Annotated in this window: 16 protein-coding genes and 1 pseudogene; 12 read left to right on the forward strand and 5 right to left on the reverse strand. The window is 59.4% G+C overall.

Annotation, left to right across the window (positions count from 1 at the left end; translation table 11 throughout):
• Positions 1-53 precede the first annotated feature (53 nt).
• Entirely contained in the window at positions 54-302 is a 249-nt protein-coding gene (locus tag VJU77_13310) for a hypothetical protein (GenBank protein ID HKP04325.1), read from the reverse strand.
• 409 nt (positions 303-711) lie between these two features.
• Here VJU77_13310 and VJU77_13315 point away from each other — a divergent pair, with 409 nt between their 5' ends.
• Together VJU77_13315 and VJU77_13320 are read left to right on the forward strand one after the other, a co-directional pair.
• A complete protein-coding gene (locus VJU77_13315) occupies positions 712-855 on the forward strand; it encodes a hypothetical protein (GenBank protein HKP04326.1) in 144 nt (47 codons plus the stop codon).
• Between the two features lie 13 nt (positions 856-868).
• Positions 869-1,081 (forward strand): DUF2283 domain-containing protein, encoded by a 213-nt coding sequence (locus VJU77_13320; protein ID HKP04327.1) that lies wholly within the window; start codon positions 869-871, stop codon positions 1,079-1,081.
• A gap of 23 nt (positions 1,082-1,104) precedes the next feature.
• Here the strand turns inward: VJU77_13320 and VJU77_13325 are convergent, their stop codons facing one another.
• Entirely contained in the window at positions 1,105-1,998 is an 894-nt protein-coding gene (locus VJU77_13325) for an aminotransferase class IV (GenBank protein HKP04328.1), read from the reverse strand.
• Between the two features lie 51 nt (positions 1,999-2,049).
• Between VJU77_13325 and VJU77_13330 the strand changes: the two genes are divergently transcribed.
• The 7 genes and pseudogenes from VJU77_13330 to VJU77_13360 all read left to right on the forward strand — a co-directional run bounded on the left by VJU77_13330 (position 2,050) and on the right by VJU77_13360 (position 7,665).
• Positions 2,050-3,072 carry a hypothetical protein gene (locus tag VJU77_13330; GenBank protein HKP04329.1) on the forward strand — a complete coding sequence of 341 codons (1,023 nt, stop codon included), beginning with the start codon at positions 2,050-2,052 and terminating at the stop codon, positions 3,070-3,072.
• A gap of 60 nt (positions 3,073-3,132) precedes the next feature.
• Positions 3,133-3,606: a DUF1203 domain-containing protein gene (locus tag VJU77_13335; GenBank protein ID HKP04330.1), complete on the forward strand. Its 474-nt coding sequence runs from the start codon at positions 3,133-3,135 to the stop codon at positions 3,604-3,606.
• A 45-nt stretch (positions 3,607-3,651) separates the two neighbouring features.
• Positions 3,652-3,993: a PadR family transcriptional regulator gene (locus tag VJU77_13340; GenBank protein HKP04331.1), complete on the forward strand. Its 342-nt coding sequence runs from the start codon at positions 3,652-3,654 to the stop codon at positions 3,991-3,993.
• Complete coding sequence (locus tag VJU77_13345) at positions 3,990-6,656, forward strand: ABC transporter permease (GenBank protein HKP04332.1); 2,667 nt, start codon at positions 3,990-3,992, stop codon at positions 6,654-6,656. The genes VJU77_13340 and VJU77_13345 overlap by 4 nt, the downstream gene beginning before the upstream one ends.
• A gap of 64 nt (positions 6,657-6,720) precedes the next feature.
• Positions 6,721-6,936 (forward strand): hypothetical protein, encoded by a 216-nt coding sequence (locus VJU77_13350; GenBank protein HKP04333.1) that lies wholly within the window; start codon positions 6,721-6,723, stop codon positions 6,934-6,936.
• A gap of 15 nt (positions 6,937-6,951) precedes the next feature.
• Positions 6,952-7,137: pseudogene (locus VJU77_13355) on the forward strand (EamA family transporter).
• A 15-nt stretch (positions 7,138-7,152) separates the two neighbouring features.
• Positions 7,153-7,665 (forward strand): EamA family transporter, encoded by a 513-nt coding sequence (locus VJU77_13360; GenBank protein ID HKP04334.1) that lies wholly within the window; start codon positions 7,153-7,155, stop codon positions 7,663-7,665.
• Between the two features lie 758 nt (positions 7,666-8,423).
• Here the strand turns inward: VJU77_13360 and VJU77_13365 are convergent.
• From VJU77_13365 to VJU77_13375, 3 genes are all read right to left on the reverse strand, one after another.
• Positions 8,424-9,419: an ornithine cyclodeaminase family protein gene (locus tag VJU77_13365; GenBank protein HKP04335.1), complete on the reverse strand. Its 996-nt coding sequence runs from the start codon at positions 9,417-9,419 to the stop codon at positions 8,424-8,426.
• On the reverse strand, positions 9,416-10,132 hold the full coding sequence (pepE, locus tag VJU77_13370) for a dipeptidase PepE (protein HKP04336.1): 717 nt from the start codon (positions 10,130-10,132) through the stop codon (positions 9,416-9,418). Before pepE ends, VJU77_13365 begins: the two co-directional genes overlap by 4 nt.
• Positions 10,133-10,684: 552 nt before the next feature.
• The gene (locus VJU77_13375; protein ID HKP04337.1) at positions 10,685-12,385 is read right to left on the reverse strand and encodes an FAD-dependent oxidoreductase; all 1,701 of its coding nucleotides are present in this window, start codon (positions 12,383-12,385) and stop codon (positions 10,685-10,687) included.
• A 1,196-nt stretch (positions 12,386-13,581) separates the two neighbouring features.
• Here VJU77_13375 and VJU77_13380 point away from each other — a divergent pair.
• The 3 genes from VJU77_13380 (at position 13,582) to VJU77_13390 (ending at position 20,636) form a co-directional block, all read left to right on the forward strand.
• Complete coding sequence (locus VJU77_13380; GenBank protein ID HKP04338.1) at positions 13,582-14,658, forward strand: hypothetical protein; 1,077 nt, start codon at positions 13,582-13,584, stop codon at positions 14,656-14,658.
• A gap of 78 nt (positions 14,659-14,736) precedes the next feature.
• A complete protein-coding gene (locus tag VJU77_13385) occupies positions 14,737-17,730 on the forward strand; it encodes a TonB-dependent receptor plug domain-containing protein (GenBank protein ID HKP04339.1) in 2,994 nt (997 codons plus the stop codon).
• 80 nt (positions 17,731-17,810) lie between these two features.
• Positions 17,811-20,636, forward strand: coding sequence for a fused MFS/spermidine synthase (locus tag VJU77_13390; GenBank protein HKP04340.1), 2,826 nt, complete (start codon positions 17,811-17,813; stop codon positions 20,634-20,636).
• Positions 20,637-20,661: the final 25 nt, after the last annotated feature.

Below are 20,661 nucleotides of genomic sequence, written 5' to 3' on the forward strand. Positions count from 1 at the left end.
GACGGCTCGCAACGAAGCGTGCTTCGCATGGCGAAGCGGCTCCAGCCAGAAACTTACTTCCGGCTCTTCTTTTTCTTGCGGGAACCGTATTTGACGGCGCGGTGCTCGGCCTTGGCGATCGCGGCGTTATCCGTCTTCTCGTTCATGCGAAGCTTGGCCTTCATCCCAGCCTCCTTGTACAGCACTTCGCGAATCGCGGCCGACTTGTTCCCGCAATGTTTTTGATCGGCCAATGCCTGGAGCGCCCGGTCAAGAGCCAGAGGGAGAGTGATCGTGATAGCTGTGGATTCCTTGTCCCGCACGTCGCCGACCGTGTCCTATTTACGATGAAGCGGCAAGAAAATTCGGTCTTGACACTGTGTATGATACAATAATACAGATGCCTTATGCCCAGAACGAAGCTGCCGAAAGGCAGTGCCCCGCTGACGTTCCGCCTTCCGCTCCAGACCAAGAACGCTTTGGTAAAGAGAGCGCGGCGTGAGCAGCTGAGCCTGGCTGAATTCATCCGGCGCGCCTTGCGCCGCGAACTCGAGGGCGCCCGAGGGCGCAACTCCCGCCATGAACGCTGAGCTGCTTGAATCTGCCTCTCCTGGCGGCAAATGCCGGAGTTTGAACTTTGCTTTCCGCGCGCTTTTGGGTCGCCGATATGGGAGCTGGTCCCCCCATTCAAGTGTCCCGCACGCGCCGCGTTCCAACGGCTGGAGGTGCCGTGTGATCAGGGCGGCGACAGCGAAGGAGGGGTTCTTCGCGATCACGGTCGACGACGTTGACACGATCGGGGTGATCGTGGGTGTTGAGCTGGAACGCGGCGCAGCGGAATGGAAAGGTTTGCCGGGGTCCGAGTGGTTTGACTGAGCGAAGAAGCATCATGGGCGATAAACTGAAACTCTGGTTCTACCCAGAAGCGGATTACCTCGAAGTGACTTTTTCGGACGCGCACGGCTACATGCGGCCGACAAACAGTGGCGCGGTAATGAAGCGCGTGGACGAGGAAGGCAAGGTGATCGGTTTTAGCGTGTTTGGAGTGAGCCGATTCCAGAAGGATCGCCCGCTTGAATTCGAACTGGTCACGGGAGCGTAGATTTGACGCTACAGGTTCGACGGTCAGAGACCGCCGCTACAGATCCGGGCGCGGAAGGCGTCGAGCAGCTGAAGCGTGATGGGGCCAGGTCTGCCGGCGCCAATTGCTCGATCATCGACAGCGACGATGGGCAACACTTCGCGGGTGGTGCTGGTGAGAAAGGCTTCATTGGCCGCGAAGAGATCGTCGTCGCGCAGGACCTGTTCGCGAACCTCAACTCCGATTTCGGGGCCGATTTCGAACAGGAACTCGCGCGTGATTCCGGGGAGCAGCCCGCATGCGAGAGGCGGGGTGAGCGCGGAGCCATTGCTGACGATAAACAAATTGGACTGCGTGCCCTCGGTGAGCTCGCCGCGATAATTTCGCATCACAGCTTCGAAGCCGCCCCGCTTCAAGGCCTCCTGCGCGGCGAGGGCCGAATTCATGAGGTTATTGCTCTTGATCATCGGGTTCACCGATTGCGGGTGGTTCCGGACGACGCCGGTCAGGACAACGCGCACTCCTTTTTCGTAGGTCTCGGCGGAAGGCGGGGAAAGCGGTTTGACAATGATGACCGACGAAGGCGTCGGGGTCGCTTTTGGGTCGTAGGTCAGCTCGCCGACGCCGCGGGTGACGAGAACGCGGACGTAGGCTTCCTGTGGGCGGCCAGAGCGCGGTGCTAGAGGAAGGTTCGCGGCGGCGATCGTTTCCTGGATGCGCGCCGCCAGCTCGTCGTCAGTGAAGGGAAGGGGCAGATCGATCAGCCGCGCCGAATTTCGTAACCGGCGCAGGTGGCGATCGAAGAGAAACAGGCGGCCATCATAGGTTCGCAACGTTTCGTAAATTCCTTCGCCGTAAAGAAACCCATGGTCGAAGACAGGAATGACGGCTTCGTGCTCGCCGGAGATTCGTCCATTTACATTTACGGTCGCAGCCATGCCTGAGAATGGTGGTGGACGAGGCGGGAGGAAAGTCTCTAAACCTCACTTGTGACAATAAATCGTCCGTTTCTCCTGGCGGCCGTCATCGCGCTCAACGCGTTCGGTGTCAGCGCGAGAGCAGAGGCGCCAGCTTCCACGGAGGCGATCGCGCAAATCGCGAAACAATTCGACGACCATCCGCTAATCATGATCGGCGAATTGCATCGCTGGGAGCAGTTGCACGCTTTCATCCGGGAGATGCTCCGCGATCGCGAGTTTGTCTGCCGGGCGGACGACATCGTGATCGAATTTGGGAACTCGCGTCTGCAAAGCGTGGCGGACGCTTACGCCTTTGGACGCAACATCTCCGACGCTCAACTCCAAAGTCTCTGGCGGGAAACCGCGGTGCCGTTCACCTGGAATTCGCCGATCTACCGGCAACTCCTCGAGACCATTCGCGACATCAACCAACGGAAGCTCTGCGATCATCCGATCAGGATCGTGCTGGGCGATCCGCCCCTGGATTGGTCGAAGATCAAAACCGCAAAGGATTACGGGCCCTGGACCAATCGTGACGCGAGCTATGCCGAGGTAGTCGAGCGAGAGGTTTTGGCGAAGCATCACCGCGCGTTCCTGCTGGCCGGGCAATATCACGTCGTGAAAAAGCTTCCAGAAGGGGAGAACGATGGGCCGCGCGCGGCGCAGATCATCGAACGCAAACATCCCGGCGCCCTTTTTTGCATTGTCGCCCCATTGCCGCCGGTGGCCGAAGCTTTGCATCTGGCACGCGCGCCCAGTTTCAAAGCGGTGAAGGGAAGCGAACTCGAGCGCGCCGACTTTGGCCCGATCACCACCGTCGTGCCTCCGAAGAAATGGCCGCCGCTGGGCGAAGTGGTCGATGGGATCCTCTTCGTGGGCGAACAAACGCCGCGGTATCCTTCTCCGGCGATTTATCTGGATCCCGATTACCAGCGCGAGCTGCGCCGGCGCATCGCGATCATCAAGGAATTCAGCGGCCAGGATTTCGGCCCGGGCCTGGACGACCTCATCAAGGAGGCCGGCAAAGCGAAAACGGAAAGCCCCAGGCGCTAGGATTCGCTGCCCGAAATTCGTCGATGCGGACCGGGCAGAGTGATGATTTCATCGGATCGCATGACAACTTCCAACTTTCGTATTGTTCCTTTGCCGACCGACGTTGCCGACGCTGCGCGCGAAGCGGCCAGGCGCGGTGCGCGCGACCACGCCATCGTTAACGTTGCCGCACCGCACACCGCTCCCTGCCGTCATTGTTTGCGCTGGGCGCAACCAGGCGAGCGCGTGATCCTGTTTCCCTACGCTTCCATTCCGCCCGATCGTCCCTATACCGAAAGCGGGCCGATCTTCGTCCACGAAGCGCCTTGTGAATCGTATGGCGCGACGAACAACTACCCGCCCGATTTTCGCCAGGGCCGCGTTCTGCGGGCTTACGATTCGCAAGACAATATGATCGATGCCTCTGTCGTGGAGGGCGAGGAACCCGAAGCCGTGATCGCGAAATTATTCCAGAATCCGGAGGCGGCCTTTCTCCAGGCCCGCAGCGCCACGCGCGGTTGCTTCACCTTCAGAGTCGAGCGGGCTTCTCCTTGACAGCTTAGGGGAGCGGCCGCTATTCTCCTAAGCATCTTAGGAAACATGAGCGACGAAGCTGAACTTCTGCCCGGAACTCTGGATCTTCTCATTTTGAAGGCGGTCTCCCTCGGGCCGCTCCACGGCTACGGCGTCCTCCTGCGCATCGGGCAAATCTCGGGGCAAAAACTTCTGATCGAGCAGGGGGCGCTTTACCCGGCTCTCTTTCGGCTGGTCCGGCAGGGCCTGCTCAAGGCAGAGTGGGATAAGTCGGACAACAATCGCCGCGCCAAGTATTACGAGTTGACGGCGAAAGGCCGCAAGCGTCTGCGCGAAGAAACGGAGTGGTGGAATCGTTTGGCGGCGGCAGTGGCTACGGTCCTGGCGGCGGAACCTGAGAAAGCATGAGAGCGTCTTTTCGTTCGCTGGCCACGAGATTCCTCCGTCGCTCGCAAACCGATCGCGAGCTGGACGAGGAACTTCGCTCGCACATCGAACATCGCCTCGCCGACTTGGAACGGTCCGGCTTGGACCGGGCCGCCGCTGAGCGCCAGGCGCGGATCGAATTTGGGAGTCACGAACGCTTCAAGGAGGAATGCCGCGAAGCGCTCGGCGGGAATTTTCTCGAGGGCGTGATTCAAGACGCGCGTTTCAGTTTTCGCGCCTTGCGCCGGGCGCCGGGATTCTTTTTGATCGCGGTCCTCACCCTTGCCTTGGGAATCGGCGCTACCGTGGCGGCCTTTAGCGTCGTCAACGTTGTCCTTCTGCGCCCCTTCGGTTTTTTGGAGCCGGATCGGCTGGTGTGGATCTACTCGCAACGGCCGGATAATCCGCGCACGAATTTTTCCGTACCCGAATACTGCGATTATCGGGACCAGAACAACTCGTTCGAGGGCTTGGCCGCCGTCGCTTCATTCAATCCGAGTCTGGCGGACGCAGGTCGCGCCGAGCGGGTCCAGGGGGTCCGAATGACGGCGAACGCTTTCGGTCTTTTCGGGATCCGGCCTTTGCTCGGGAGGACGCTCGTTGCGGCCGACGATCGAAGTGGCGCGCCCCCGGTCGTCGTGATCAGTCACGGCCTCTGGTCGCGGCGATATGGCAAAGACCCGGGAGTGATTGGTCGCAGCGTGAATTTGAACGGCGAGACGAGGGAGATCGTCGGTGTGCTGCCGGACAGTTTCGCCCTCCCTAATCTCGACAGCGACATTGTCGTTCCTTTGCAGCCGGATTCCGATCCGCGCCGGAACGCGCGGAACTCGGTAAATTTTCTGCGGATGATGGGCCGACTCAAACCAGGCGTCACGTCGCAACAGGCGCACGCCGAGCTCGATTCCATTCGGCAGAATCTTCACCGGCAGTTCCCCGATTTTTACACGGGAAAAATTGGGATAACGATGGTCCGGCTGACGGAGGAAATCGTCACCAACATCCGGGCGGTGTTGATCACGATTTTCTGCGCGGCCGGCGCTGTTCTTCTCATCGGCTGCATCAACATTGCCGGAATTTCCCTGGCGCGCGCGGCTGCGCGCCAGCGGGAGCTGGCCGTGCGCACGGCGTTGGGAGCGAGCCGCGGTCGACTAACCCGGCTTCTGCTGGTGGAGAGTTTCATCCTTGTCCTGGCCGGCGGGTCGTTAGGCGTGATCCTCGAAATTTGGGGACAGCGCGGCCTTCTTCGCCTGGTTCCCACGGACCTGCCCAGGATCGAAAGTTTTTCCATCGACTGGCAGGTATTTGCCTTCACCAGTCTTCTCGTTTTGCTGGCCACGCTTGTCTGCGGTCTGGCGCCGGCGTGGTTGCTCTCACGCTCCGACCTCCGTGATTCGCTTCTCTCGGGAGGCCGCGGCTCCGTCGGCGGGCAAACGCAATCCCGCCTCCGCACGGGCCTGGTTATCGGCCAGATTGCTCTGGCGCTCGTTCTCCTCGTTAATGCCGGTCTGTTGTTCCGGAGTTTTGTCCGGGTCAGCCGGGAACAACCGGGATTCGATTCCTCCGATCTGATGGCGGCGCGCTTTTCTCTGCCCCAAGTCGGGTACACCGATCGCGCGGCGATCGTGCAATTCTACGAACAGCTGCAACCTCGCCTCGCCGCGATGCCCGGCGTGAAAGCGACCGGACTCGTCTCGATTCTGCCGCTTGCACCCAAGAGCATTTCTTTCATTCACTTCACCCGCCCCGATTTGCCCCCGGGAAAACCAGAAGACACGCCGTCGACCAATTACCGGATCATTAGTCCCGATTACTTTCGCGCCATGGGGATTCCGCTGCTTGGCGGCCGTTATTTCTCCGAGGAAGACAACGGCGAGCGTCCTCCGGTTGCGATCATTAGCGCGGTGCTCGCGAAAAACCATTTTGCCGATCGGTCGCCGATCGGACAGCGTGTTCTGATCGATGATACCGACGCCGAACCGAGACCGGTAGAGATCGTCGGAGTAGTTGGCGCGGTGAAACAGACGAACCTGGAAATGCCAGCGAAGGCGGACATCTATTTGCCGCTGCGACAAGTCCCGAAGGACGGCGTTCCATTCCTGCGCAACAGCACCTACTGGGTGATGAAAATGTTGCCCGGAGAGAGGGAGGTCGACCAGTTTTTGCAGACGGAAATCCGCAAGGTCGACCCAAACATAGCAGTGAGCCGCGCCCGGCCCATGAGCGAAGTCGTTGGCGCGGCGCTGGCGGCGAGACGATTCAGTCTCTTAATCATTGGATGCTTTGCCAGCGCGGCGGTGTTTCTGGCCGCGGCGGGGCTGTATGCTGTGATCTCATACGGCGTTCAACAACGGACGCGCGAGATCGGCGTCCGCCTCGCCCTGGGCGCAACGCATCGAAGTATCCTGGGAATGATTTTCAAAGAGGGAACGTTCCTCCTCGCGGTCGGCACTGCCACCGGCGTCGCGATTGCGCTCAGCATGGCGAAACTCCTCGCGAATCAAATGTACGGAGTGAGCGAACGCGACCCACTCAGTTTCGCCGCCGTGACTCTCTTGCTCGCGATGGTTTCCCTCCTGGCGTGCTGGCTCGCGGCGCGCCGCGCCCTGCGAGTCGATCCGATCGTTGCTCTGCGATCCGACTAGGGCGCGCGCTTTCGAACAACGAACAGGTTTTGACGGCTCGGGACGAGCCCGCTAGAACGGGCGCGTGAATCAACGGACGCGCCGGTCGAGTTATGGGCCCTGGCTCGTCGGGCTGGGCGCCGCCCTTTGGGGAACCGAGAGCGCCTGGCGCATTCTGCTCAACGATCTCTTCGATGCGGAGGTGATCGTTTTTTGGGAGCACATCCTCATTCTGTTGATGTTCCTGCCCATTCTTCTTTTGCACTTCGGCGAGATCCGCAAGATCGACAAACGCAGCTGAGGCTACCTTCTCCTCTCCGGATTCGCCGGCTCGGCCGTGGGCACGATCTTCTTCACGCTCGCCCTGAAAAACGGGAACCCGACCGTGGTCAATGTCATCCTGAATATTCAGCCGGTGATCTCGACCGTCGGCGCCTTCTTCATTTTTGGGGACCGCCTCACGCCACGATTTTTCCTCTTCGCGAGCACCGCCGTCATTGCCGGCATTTTTCTTTCAGTGGAACATCCGACGCTCATCGGCGTTTCGTTTGCGCAAGCGGGGTTGAACCTCGGCACGGCCTACGCCCTGGTTTGCGCGTTTTTTTGGGGACTCTCCACCGTGGCGGGCCGCGGCGTCATGATCGGCATCCCACTTCGGCTCGCCGCCAGCCTGCGGATTGTCGTCGGGCTGATCTGTATGACCGGCATTCTCGTTGCGTATGGAAAACTCAACCTCCCATCGCTCTGGCCCGCTGCCGCCCAGGCGCACGCCGGGACCGCGATTATCGCGCTCATTCTCCTCGCATCGATCTCAGGCGCGGTTCCGTTGCTCATCTATTTTGAAGGGCTGCGCCTGACGCGCGCTTCTACCGCCGGTTATTTTGAAATGATGCAAACGCTAGCAGCGGTTTGCATCACTTGGGGTTTCTTTCACGCCGCGCTCCGGCCCCATCAGATCATCGCCGGTATTATTTTAATAGCCGCCGTCGCGATGGTGCAGAAATCTCAGGCCGTCGTCGAAGTCGACTAACCGGATGTTTCAGGGATCGTCGTCGGCTCGGACTTGGGCCGGATCGTTCAAGGCGCGACAGGCTTCTCCCGCTCGCGTCGTCGTCGGGGTGCCGCAGGGATCTGTTTCAAATGACGTCGAAGCATGACATACGTGAATCACGTATGTCATCCTTGCTGGAAACGCGGCAAAACTACGGGCTGATTTATTAGCCGCCGATTATTTTATTGATCGCGATCAGGGCGAGGTGTCTCGGGCGGGCACGGCCCTGTTCCCATTCTTGTAACGTTCGGGTGGAAATCTGCAATTTCAGCGCAGCCTCACTCTGTGAAAAATCGTTTCGTCTTCGCCAGTCATAAAGTCTTTCCTTCAAGTCCATCTTCACGGATGCCCCGCGTTTCTTCCGCGAGCGAGCTCTACAACTCATTCTCTCCTCTCCAGAACTGACTACTGAATGACATACGTGATTCACGTATAGCATCGAAGCTGGGTTCGCTGTCAACAATGCAACAGATCGGACCGATCCGCCAACGGAGCCCTGGATGGGAGGCCCGCAGGTCGTCTGCGCGCGCGGCTCTCTCCGGGCGGTTATGCGGGTTGCGATTCGATCGCCGAATGTGCTCCGGCTCGCGTCAAGCGGATTTCGGCCGCTTCGCAATTCAATCTGGGCGAGCGGAAGAGCGTATACGTGAATCACGTATGTCATTCCCGATGGCGGTGGATTGCTTACCGACTCTCAATCGGGCCGGCCGGGTTGACATAATTCGGAGGGTGGACGGCTACTGGACGAAGTCGAAGCGCGTCGCGATTCCTTGCCGGCACGCTTTTTCATAGACCGCTACCGCAGCGACGGCGTCTTCGAGAGCGATGCCGGTGCTGTCGAAGATGGTGATCTCGTTGTCGCCGGCCCGCCCAGGCTTCTTGCCAGCGACGAGTTCGGACAACTCCCCATGGACATCTTCTTTTCGCATCAAGCCGGCGGCGATGGCGTGGTGGAGATCGCCGATGGTGCAGGATTGGTCGAGGTTGTCGGCGACAACTTTTGCAGACGCCATCAGGGCGGGCTCGATTTCCTGTTTATGACTATCGTCGGCGCCGACGGCGGCGATAAAGGTGCCGGGCCTAACGTCTTCTCGTCTGACGAAGAATTGAGTGGCGGTAGTACAGGTGACACAGACGTCGCTGCGCTCTAGCGCAGAACACAGATCACGAAGTGGCTCGATGGAGATGGAGGATTCCGCTGTGAGAGTGGCGGCGAAATTTTCCGCGGCAGCAAAGTCTGCATCGAACGCGTAGATTTTTCGGAGCGGAAGCACCGCGCAGATCGCGGACACTTGCGCGGCGGCTTGCTGGCCGCAGCCGCAGATCGTCGCGGTGGAAGAATCCGGACGGGCCAGATATTTCGCAGCGACGGCGGAAGCGGCGGCGGTGCGTTTGATGGTGATGTCGATCGAATCCATCACCGCCAGCGGACGTCCGTTCTCGCCGTCGCAGACCACGATCAATCCCTGGATTGTGGGCAGATCGTGCCTGGCGCGATTGTGCGGGAAATTTGTGTTCAGCTTCGCGACGATGAAATCGCGTTCTCCCGGAAGGAGACCGGCCTTGATGTGAAGGCCGCCCTCTTTCGATTTGATCCCGAGAATGCCGGGCGGCGGCAATTTCCCTTCGCCGAGGCGCCGAAACATCTTTTCCACGGCATCGATGCACTCCGGCATCATGAGCAACTGGGCGACTTCGCTCCGCGAGAGGAGCAGCGTCGGCTCCGATTTCATTCGGGCGCTCCAACCAGGCTGGAAAGTTCGTCGCCGGTATCTTTTTCGACGGGCGGTTCGCCGCGCCGAAAAATGCGGGCGCCCCTGGTTCCGCCGAGGAGAACGGTTCCCTGGCTCGCGCGCACCCAGGCGCCTTCGCGCAGGCCAAGCACCGGCGTTTCGTTTTCCTCGTGAAACTGCGCGATCCGTTCCTCGCGGGTCTCGCCCATGTGCGTCGAATTCGGATCAGGATCTTGAAAATGCGGGTTGAGTTGAAATGGCACCAGCCCCAGCGCCTCGAAACTCCGTGGCTCCACGATCGGCATATCGTTCGTCGTCTTGATTGTGGGACCGGCCACGTTCGAGCCGGCGCTGCTGCCAATGTAGGGCGCACCGCCCCTGACTCGCTGGCGAATCGGGTCGAGCCACTCGGAATCCTGAAGCGCTTTCAGCAGCCGGAAGGTGTTTCCGCCGCCAATGAAGAATGCATCCGTCTCGGCGACGGCTTTCCGCGGATCGGCCGCGTTGTGAGCCGAGCTGAGCTCATAACCCATCGCGGCAAATCGTTCGCGGGCTTTGGCCGCGTAGCCGTCGCGATCGTGGAGTGCGAATGGAAAAAACAGGATCCGCTTCGCGGGGCCGAGGATGTCTCTGATTTCGTCCTCGGCGTGGTCGAGATAGCCACGTCCGTGAAGGGTGGAGTTACTAATGAGAAGGATGCGCCGAACAGCCATGACGGCAGGGTATGACGAAGAGATATAGAACTATGCCCCGGCGCGCAAAACCTAACTTTGCTCGGGCCAGCCATCTCGCATTCGCCAAGCGAAAGCAGGTGGTCGAGAGTGGCGGTCCATGACAAAACTCGGCCTCAGCGTCGCGCTCCTTTTGGCGGCGACTCTCGCACACTGAGAACCGCTCCTGCCTGTCGCGGACGGGACCACGTGGCGCTACGAGTCGACCGAGGAGTTCGGCGGACCGGCCGCGGGGCCGCCGGTGACCCGGTGGCCTGCAGTAGCCTGGTCAGGTGGGCATACTCCCCATGCGCGTCGCTCATCGCGAGGACCCGGGTAAACGGCTTCAGGTCGTCGATCTGGACCACGCCGGGATTGGAATCGGCGGGCGCTTGGTTGCACTGCAGTGATTGGCAGGAGCAGAAGCGCTGGCCCGGCTAAACGGAACCATCGGCGAAAAATGGAGCTCATTGTGTGTTAGGAATTGCTTTCTAAAGCGACCACCGCCGGAGGATCGCATCCGGCAGTGGAGGCCGCTGCATTTCAGACGATCCATCAACGCGATCCGACGCTGCTCGCGGTATCCGGTGCGGGCAACTCTTCGCCCTTCTCCAGGGCGGCCAACGTTGGGCGGCCTTCGATTATTTGTTTGACCACGTGATAGGCCGACAAGACGGCGCCCTCCTGCCAGCCTGGCAGGTAAGATACCTGATCGCCGCCCACATAGAATCGCTTATCGGGGCTGAGCAGTTGATTGTATGCATCCCTGTGTTGCGGGTCATTTCGATTCCAGTTCGCCCACCCGCCCCCAATAAACGGCACGCGCTGCCATGCGATGGACAGGCCTCTGTCCAACGGCACTTCGCGCTTGAATTCAGGATGCAACAGCTGCCCGCCTTGCTGCGCAAGCTCGAGTCTTTCTTTTAGCGACAGGTTGCCGAACGCGTCTGCTACGGCGTCGTAGTTGTAAGCCCCCGTGAGAATGGCCGGCCCTTTTCCAAAGAAACCCTCCGACGGATACCACATCTGGGTAATGTCATGATTGGTCCAGCTGATGCCTCCAAAAATCTGCGGGCCGTTTTTTCGATCCGGTGGGCCAGCCCCCGGATTGAGCCGGAGTTCTTCCCAGAACCGGCTCTCCGCCTGCCAGCCGACTTTGCAGGTTTTGGCAAACTGGACGACCCTGACCGCCTGAAGGAATTTCTCGGTGAAACCAGTTTTGGGCAACCCCGAGAGCAACGGCAGCGGAATCGTGCTGAAGCAATAATGCGCGGCACGAGGCTTGCCGCCCACGGTGACGACAACGCCGTCGTTGCCATTTTTGATTTCTGTCACTGGAGCTCCCGTTATGATCTCACTGCGGGGATCGGTTTGCGGGAGTCTGTCAAAAGCGTTGACAATCGTACTGACGATGAATCGCATGCCGCCCTTCGGCTGAAACAAGGTAGGCTGCCACAGATAGTCTTCCGGCTGATAGAACCTGTGCGTCCAGAATTCGGATTCCAACAGCGCCGCCAGGTCGAGTTTGGGCGGCTGAGTGCCCGCCTCGGTCACGCCCGGATCGACGATATAGCCGCTGCGCGTTGATCCTGTGTAATCGAAAGGCTTCGATCCGATGTTGCCGAAGGTGCCCAGCAAGTTCAACAGCCTTGTCTTGCCGAGATCCCCTAGCTGGAAGGGCGTCAGCTCCTCGTCCAGCGCCCCCTTATCTACTGCCTTGGCCAGCAACGATGCGATATAACCCCGGGTATCGTTGGCGATCCGGCGGTTCTCGACTGCGGCATTGTCGAAGGCTCCATTTTTCTGGAAACGATTGGTCCGCGTTTCCATGATGTACGGTTCCAGCGCAATGGTGAGCTCGCGACACAGCTCCAGCAGAGCGATATGGTGGTACGGAATGCGCCCGGGACCGGCTTCGAAATATTGCTTGGACGGATCTCCGACGAATTTGCATTGCTGACTCGACCCGTTTTCGACAATGACATTGCCGTGATTGGCAGTGGCGGTGCTGACCGTGAAATTTCGGCCACCGATACGGTTCGAAGCTTCGATCACGGTGACGGAATACTTCGCTTGGCGCAATCGATAGGCGGCGACCAAACCGGCAACGCCCGCCCCCAGCACAAGCACCGATTTTCCTTTGCCGGGCGCCCCACTGGTATTCGGAGGCCCGGCAAACGCCGTCGGCGTCGCCAGCAAGCCCATGGCCACCATGGTCTCGTAGACCGCGGCCGCGCCTCCGGCAGCCCCCACCATTTCAAGAAATCTGCGCCGCGTCAGCGGCGGTTTTCCTTCTTCGTTCCTCAGGGGAGCGGTCTCGCCGAGCGAGTCCGTCTGCCCGGGTGCTTTGCTGAATTTCGGTTCTCGCGACATAGACTATTTCCTTTCAATGAGGTTTGATCGGGACCGATTCGACACCATGCCCCGGTGGCGAGGGGTGAAAGTGCCAGGAAGTACGCCTCCAGGCGCCCGGAATAAATTCGCTCCAGCGCATCGAGCCGTCATTTTAGCCGATCCAGAGCTTCCGCTCCGGTAACTCCCACTTTCACTCCAAGGGCACCCGCGGCTTTCGAAACCTTAACAACCCTTGCGCTCAACATTTGCTCGAACGTAGAGACGCCGGTCACTATTGCGCAGGCCTCTTCGGTTATGTCGCATGTCGCTACGTCAATGTAGGCGCAGGCCAGAAACCCCTTGCGTCCGCGGATGATAAGCAGTGGTCTCTTCAGACAATCGAGACGAAACCTTTCGAAACCGTCCAAGTTCATGCTCGAGCCCTCGATAACAGCACCAAGACGAGACCGAGACTAATGCTGACAATTACAGGCGCCCAGCCGTGCCGGGCGCGGCAACCGATTCTCCAGTTCAGAGGCATGGGGGTGAGGGGATCACCTGGGTTCGAAAGGTTTCGCCCCTTCGCCGGCATGATGCGGTTGAGTCGAGGCGATTAGCAAGACTCTTTTTTCGCCAATCTGACGGTCTTGCCGGTCCTCCACTTGCGCTAAATCTTTGTTCATGCCAGCAGCGGAGGAAGTGAACAAGAAGACCGGGCTCATCGGCACCGCTGGCTAAGCGGAACCGCATCGGAGAAAGAGTTGGGCCGCATCGAAGAATCCTCCAGGCAGCCGGACTTCCTCTAGCGTCGTTGATGCCTCGAAGGTCAGCGCACCTAGACGCCGAAAACGGCACACCCGCCGACTCCTAGCCATTCCCCGTGCGCCGGCGAAGTGAAAATTATCGCGATCTCTGATTCCCAAATTGCGGTGTCCGCGCTCGGACAGAAGACTGCCGGTTAGGAGGATTGTCGGGCTTGGAACCGGTGGACTTCGTTTCATTCTCCTCTCGTGTGGTCGCTTGGCTTCCAAACTTGAATGAAACGTCTCTTCCCATTGCCTGCTCTTGCTCTTGATCCTGATCCTGCTTTGATGTTTCGCCGCACGGCCATTATGCGAATGAGAAAATTATCCCTGACCGCCGCACTTTTTTTGGTCATGGCCGTTGCGCGCGCGGATCCGCTTCTTCCCGTCGCGGAGGGAACCACGTGGCGATACGAATCGAACGAGGTGTTCAACGGACCGGCGGCGGCGCCCCCGGTGACTGCGACCGTCGAAATCAGGGTCGGCCGCCAATCTTTCCAGGGGAAGGAGTTCTTGAAATTCGAGACGAGGACCGACGGGGTCCTCACCAAAACCGAGCTGATGACACTCGACGATCACGGTTTAGTCTGCCACGCCCGAGGGGGCAGGGACGGTCGGATGGCGAAGCTCGATCCGCCCCAAACGATTGTTCCAGCGAGCCTGAAGGCAGGCGATGCGTGGGACTCGGATGGCGAAGTGGCCGGAATGGAGATGCACCAGCATTTCGTAGTCGCCAAGGAAGAGACGGTGATCGTGGCGGCCGGGACGTTTCGCGCTTTTCGCATTCACTGCGAGGATTCTTCCCTCATGGCAGCGACTCTGGACCGGTGGTTCTCTCCTGAGGTTGGATTTGTGAAAGAGACGACCGTGGTGCGCGGTCCGACCGGCGGATTATTGCAGCGCGTGACTCTCGAACTGCAAAAGAAGCCTGAGGTCATTGCGAAACCAACGGCCACTCCCGCCCCATCCCCGACAGCGACGGTGGCAGCCGTGGTTACGCCCACGGCCTCGCCGCCTATCAGCGGCCCCGCGATTGTAACGGACCCGGCCAAGGTGGGAAAAAAGTTAATTGTCGAAGTTTCGACCGACGCGGGTGGCGGATCGAAAACTGAATTCAAATCCAATGTCGAAAATATTTACGTGCGTTGGCATGGTCGCGGTCTGCCGGATAAGGCCAGAGTCCGCGTGGCGTGGATTGCGGAAGACGTGGGCGATCTGGTCGAGCCGAACTTTGTTATCGACGAAACCGAGACCGAAGCTCCCGCTCCCGATTCCAGCGCTCGCTTCACCCTGGCCCGGCCGCCGGACGGCTGGGCGGAAGGGAAATATCGGGTCGAGTTCTACATCAACGATGAGCTGGAGGAGACGGTGAGGGTAACAATCGTCAAATAGGCGTTAACCCTGCGAAATATTTGTCTTGAGCATCCCACGATCATCTTGCTAGTCCTTCGGGAACCGAAGGAGTTCCTTATGATCAACCCAAAATTGCGGATGTTCGGATTTTTCCAGACATTCCTCGCTCTAAATCTATCCCTCGTCCTCGCGACCAGCGTCCTTGCCCAGGAAACGTCGCCTCCGACGACTGAATCGACCACGGTCCGTTCGTTCAACGAAAACGGGACGGAGGAAGCCAGCACGGAACGCGTGTTCGTTACGGGGTCCGCGATTCCGACGGCGGCGGAAGTGGGGCCAAACCCGGTCCTCAATGTGACGCGCGACCTGATTAACAAGTCCGGAGAACGCAATACGGAGGAACTTCTCCGCAACCTGACCGTGTCGAACGCGAACGGGGTGCCTGTCTCCAACAACGAGAACGGCTCGAACACCGCGGTGGGCGCGGCCACGATCGCCCTGCGCGGATTCGACGCCCGGGCGACCCTCATCCTGCTCGATGGCCGCCGGGTTGCGCCTTATCCCACGGGCAACCGCCGCGTCGTCTTCGTCGATTTGAATACGATTCCGGAATCGGCCATCCAAAGCATTGAGATTTTGAAAGATGGCGCGTCCACCACCTACGGCGCGGATGCAGTCGCAGGCGTGGTGAACATCAAGCGCTGGAAGGACTATCGCGGCGCGGAAGCGAAATTCGAATACGGCAACACGACCGACAAAGACTCGGGCTCGATCAATACCGCGTTGACCTTTGGGGTCGGCGACGGAAAGACGAACGTCTCCGGGACCGTCAATTACTACCATCGCAATTCGATCTTCAATCACGACCGCGATTATTCCGCGGTGCCGCCGTTTCTAAGCAGCAACGCGAGTCCATACAATCTCCAGGTCACCAACGCCGCCGTGGCGGAAGCGGGCGGAACCGTGATTCCGGCCCCCAATGGCAACCAGTTCGCGAGCGCCCCCAACGGCACGAACGGGCTGGCTCCGGCCAACACTTATCTCTACGGGGCGGGCCGGCCGAGGTCGGGTCCGAATGGATTTAACTTCAACGAATTCTCGCTCTCGTTTCCGGAATCCGAGCGGTATGGCGGTTATGTCGCGATGGATCACAAGATCTTCGGCGAACAACTCGTCATCTATGCCGACGGGATGTATCAAAATGTAAAGACGCACAATGAGCTGGCGGCTCCGGCCACGGGGAACTTCCAGACGCCCGGGTTTGTCACCATCGCTATCCCTCCGCGGGTGGCCAATCCCGCGGGAACGACTCCCTTCGGCGGACCCACTTATGCCGAAACCGGCGTGGCTCCCGGCGCGTTCAATCCCTTTAATCCATTCAACCAAATCATTTCCGGCGGGACGCGAGCGCGCCTCGCGGAATTCGGCAACCGCCTCTTCGACAATGAGAGTGAAGCCTGGCTCGCTACCCTCGGCTTTCGCGGCGATAAATTATTCAATGGCACCTGGGGTTACGACACCGGCTTCCGCTATAGCCAGATCAAGAACACCACCACGGGGCAGCAGGTCTCGATCTCGCGCTTTAACCGCATCCTGAACCAGGCGGACCCGATCTTTAATCCGAACTCGCCGGAATTCATTGGAACAACGGTCGCCTTCAATCCCTTCGGCGATTTCCGCGTTCCGATTCCGTCGAATGACGCTTCGGTCGAGTTTGCTCGCGTCCATCCGGTAGACCTGGATACGTCGAAGCTCGCTACCATCGATGCGACCATTTACACGACCGCCCTGTTCGATTTGCCGGCGGGTGGAATCGGATTTGCCCTCGGGGGTCAGTTCCGGCGGGAAACGCTGGACGAAAATCCCGACCAGCTCAACATCAACGGCGATATCGCCGGTAATTCGGCGATTGCCACGGCGCACGGCGGACGAAAATCCTACGCCATCTTTGTCGAGACGAGCATTCCCATCTTCAGCGAGAAAAATGCAATCCCCGGATTTTACGCTCTCGATATCAACGCCGCCGGGCGTTACGAAGCGTTCCTGAACAACGATACGGATGTCGCCGTGCCGAAGATAGGAGTGCGCTGGCAACCGTTTGACAACTCGTTCACGGTGCGATTCACCTGGGGGCTCGGGTTCCGGGAACCGTCGCTGGAGGAACTCTATTCTGCTCCCATTTCCGATATCCAGCCGTCGCATGATCCGATGAATGGAGGCGCGTTCGAGCCGGAAACGACTACTCTCATCCAGAGCACGCCGGACTTGGCGCCGGAGGATTCAGAGACATTCAGCGGCGGCATTGTCTGGACGCCGAAGTTTGTTCCCGGCCTGACCATTTCGACCGATCTTTGGCAGATCGAGCGGACTGGCGTGGTCCAGTCCGCGTTTCTCGATGCGGTTTTGGCGCGCGAGTTCGCAGGCATGTTGTTGCCGGGGGAAAGAGTGGAACGCCTGCCAGACGGCACCATCACCCGGATTGTCGTTTCGAACCGAAACGAAGCGTCCCAGAAAGCCAACGGCGTCGATTTCGGGATGCAATATCAATACCCCTCGAGCTTCGGCACCTTTACTTCGATAACCCAGCTCACCTATCTCAACTCGTTTGAAATCCAGCGGGTCGAAGGCGGTGTGACGGAACAACTGGCCGGAGTGACGACCGATCCGGGACAGTCCCAGGAGGGTTATTATCGGTGGAGAGGCAACACCAGTCTCGACTGGGCCTGGAACGGATTCGATCTCCTCGGAAGGGTTCGCTTGATTAGCGGCTTTATCGAGCAGGATCCCGACCTGAACATCCGGAACGTGGACCGGCGGTGGCTCTTTGACCTTCAGGCCTCCTACGATTTCAGCTCTCTGGTTCACGAAACTTCGGAAAGCCCGAGCAGTTCAAAAGACAGCAAAACCACCGTTTCCACATCGGCGTCCGGCCGGCTGAGCTTCTGGGATACCCTCCTGAAGGGCACTACGTTTACGGTCGGCTGTAACAATGTCTTTGACACCGATCCGCCGTTCGCATCCGGTCAGGGTGGAAACTCAGTGGGTTATCCCGGCTTCACCTACGATGCGACCGGCCGTTTCTACTACCTGCGTCTGACGAAGAAATTCTGAGCGCCGAACGGACGATAATCAGCGACGCCCCGTAGCGCCCTTCTTGCGGCGCCAGCGGGGAACGTATAGGGCTTGGATAAGTGCGTGTCGCGATTGTCTCCGCCATTCTCTTCCTTTCAGGATGTAGCGCGCTTCTCTTCCAGACTCTCTGGCTCCGGCTGAGCGGTCTGGCTTTCGGAAATTCGGTTTGGTCCGCCGCCCTGATTCTTTCGAGCTTCATGGCCGGCCTCGCCCTTGGAAGTGCCGTCGCGGCTTCGAGTACCTTGGGACGTCTTCGCCCGCTGCGGGTTTATGCCGGATTGGAAATGAGCGTGGCGATTTTTGGTTGCACCCTGGTTTTTGGAATCCCCGTCCTGGGGGAATGGATGCGCGCGGGATTTCAAGCCCTCTGGGATCACCAGGAATTGCTCAACGTTATTCGTTTCACGGTCTCGTTTCTGATTCTCCTTCTTCCGACGACGGCGATGGGTTTAACCCTGCCCGTGTTGCTGGAAGATCCGGTTCTAAAACGCCAGGAGTTCGGCCGCGGCATCGGCTTGCTTTATGGAGGGAACACGCTCGGGGCCATGGCCGGCGCGCTGCTCGGCGAAATCTATCTGGTCCAGCGGTTCGGACTTTTGGGAACCGCATGGGCTGCGGCTGCCTTGGGCTGTGCGGCAGCCGCTCTGGCCTGGATCTTCGCCCGGGCTGAGCCGAAGTCGGCCAGGAAAGCTCGAATGCGGCTGCGCGTCCGGTTTTCGTTCGAATCCAGGCCGCCTTGGAAAGTACTCCTGGTTAGCCTGGCGGCCGGCGCCGTTTTTCTTGGCCTCGAAGTAATCTGGGTTCGCTTCCTCCGTCTCTACGTCGCGTCCACTTCCATCGCCTTTTCTATCGTGCTCGCGGTCGTCCTGGCCGGTATCGGCCTCGGGAGCATTGCCGGCAGCCTGATTCCGGACCGGGCCCTTCGCCGACAGCACCTGATGCCCCTGCTCCTGATCCTCGCTGCCAGCGCGACGCTTCTATCTTATGTCTTTTTCCCGGTCCCAGTTCGCCCACCTAACATTCCTACCTTCGACCGAGCTTTCGCGCTGCAAGTCGGGCTCCTCTCTCTGGCCTTGATGTTTCCAGTTGCCTTTCTCTCAGGAGCTCTGCTCCCAGCGATCGCCACCGGTGTGCAATTCGAGGTGGCCGGCCGAATGAATAGCACCGGCCTCACCATCCTTTTCAATACCATCGGTGCGGCCTGCGGCCCTTTGCTCGCCGGATTCGTCTTTCTCCCTCGGCTCGGATTTCAGTCGAGTTTGATTCTTTGCGCGGCCGTTTACGCCGCGCTCGCTGTGTTCGTGAGCAAAAAAGAGAGCTGGTCTCTGCGACGACTCTCTGGAATTGCGCTGCCTTCGTTCAGCGCCCTCTTCATTTTGATCCTCGCGATCTTTCCCTACCATCGCGACGATACCCATCTCGCGAATGCGCGTCGCCTCTACGAAGGCGACGGCTCGGTCCTCTCCCGGAAGATCGAAGGCACGGCGGACACCTACCAGCTGCTCCGTCGCGATCTTCACGGTCAACCCTACTCCTACCGGCTGGTCACCAACTCGTATTCCATGTCGGGAACCGCGCCGCGCACGCAACGTTACATGCGGATGTTTGCCTACTTGCCTCTTATCTTGCGGCCCGGAAGCGAGAATGCCCTTTTGATTTGCTATGGCGTCGGCGTGACGGCGGATGCCTTTACGCGCGATCCACATCTCAGGCACCTCGACATCGTCGATATTTCGAAGGAGATCTTCGACCTCGCTGATTCATACCCAGGCGCAGGCTATCCAAATCCGCTGCGTGATTCCCGGGTCACGCCCCTTGTCCAGGATGGCCGCTTTTTTCTCCAGGCTTCGCCGACGAGCTATGACATCATCACGGGGGAACCGCCGCCCTTGAAGGTCGCAGGAGCCGTCAATCTCTATACTCAGCAATTCTTTTCGCTGATGAAGGCGCGGCTCAAGGAGGGCGGAATCGTCAGCTTCTGGTTGCCCATTTACCAGGTCACGGTGGACGAAACCAAGGCAATCCTTCGGGCTTTCCACAACGTTTTCCCGAATGCTTCACTTTGGGCGACCTCCGATCTGGAATGGGTCATGATCGGAATGAAACCGCCAATCGGAAAGCCCGATGAAGCGCTGGCCCGGAAACTCCTTACCGACGCCGCTTTGGGACCGGACCTGGCTCGAACCGGCATCGAAGTCCCCGAGCAAATACCCGCTTTGTTCCTGATGGACGGTGAGGAAATCGACCGGTTGACCCAGGGGGTCGCCCCGCTGGACGACTTTTATCCCAAGCGCCTGACTGATGCCCAGCCGGACATGAAACCGATTTATCGGCTGGCCAACGATTATCTTCTGGGCCCTGCCGCCTTGGAGCGCTTCTTTGCCTCCTCGTTCATCCGTGAGCTGTGGCCTAACGAACAAAAGGAGGCGCTGGAGCCGCTTTTCCTCATTCGTGAAGTGCGGTTTCGCGCGGAGCTCGCCGGCAGCAACTGGTTGGCCGAGCTTGATTTTTACCTGCGGCATTCGCAACTCCGGGCCCCGGTCCTGGAGGTCCTCAAAACAGATCCACTTCGCGTTTCCCTCGCGAAAAAATTAGCGGCCACCTCGTCTTCCTTGCCGGCCGAGGCCGTCCGTGATCTCGTGGCGGACGCGCTCGCCCAGAGAGATTTTGGCGCTGCCATTCGATTGCTCGAGGGAGAAAGGGATCGAGGTTTCTCGAATATCAACGACTGCTTCCTTCTCATTTATCTCTACTGTCACACGGGGAAAGTGGAGGAGGCGGAAGGCCTCGCGCAGAGCCAGGCGGGCTCAATCTCCAGGGACGGTTTTGTTAGCTGGCTCTGGGGAGAATTGCAGGCGGAATTTGGCTTTCGACCTCCGCGTTGAGGTTTGCGCTCCGTCCCACGAGTTG

The organism is Chthoniobacterales bacterium (assembly GCA_035274845.1).
GTDB lineage: Bacteria > Verrucomicrobiota > Verrucomicrobiia > Chthoniobacterales > UBA10450 > AV80.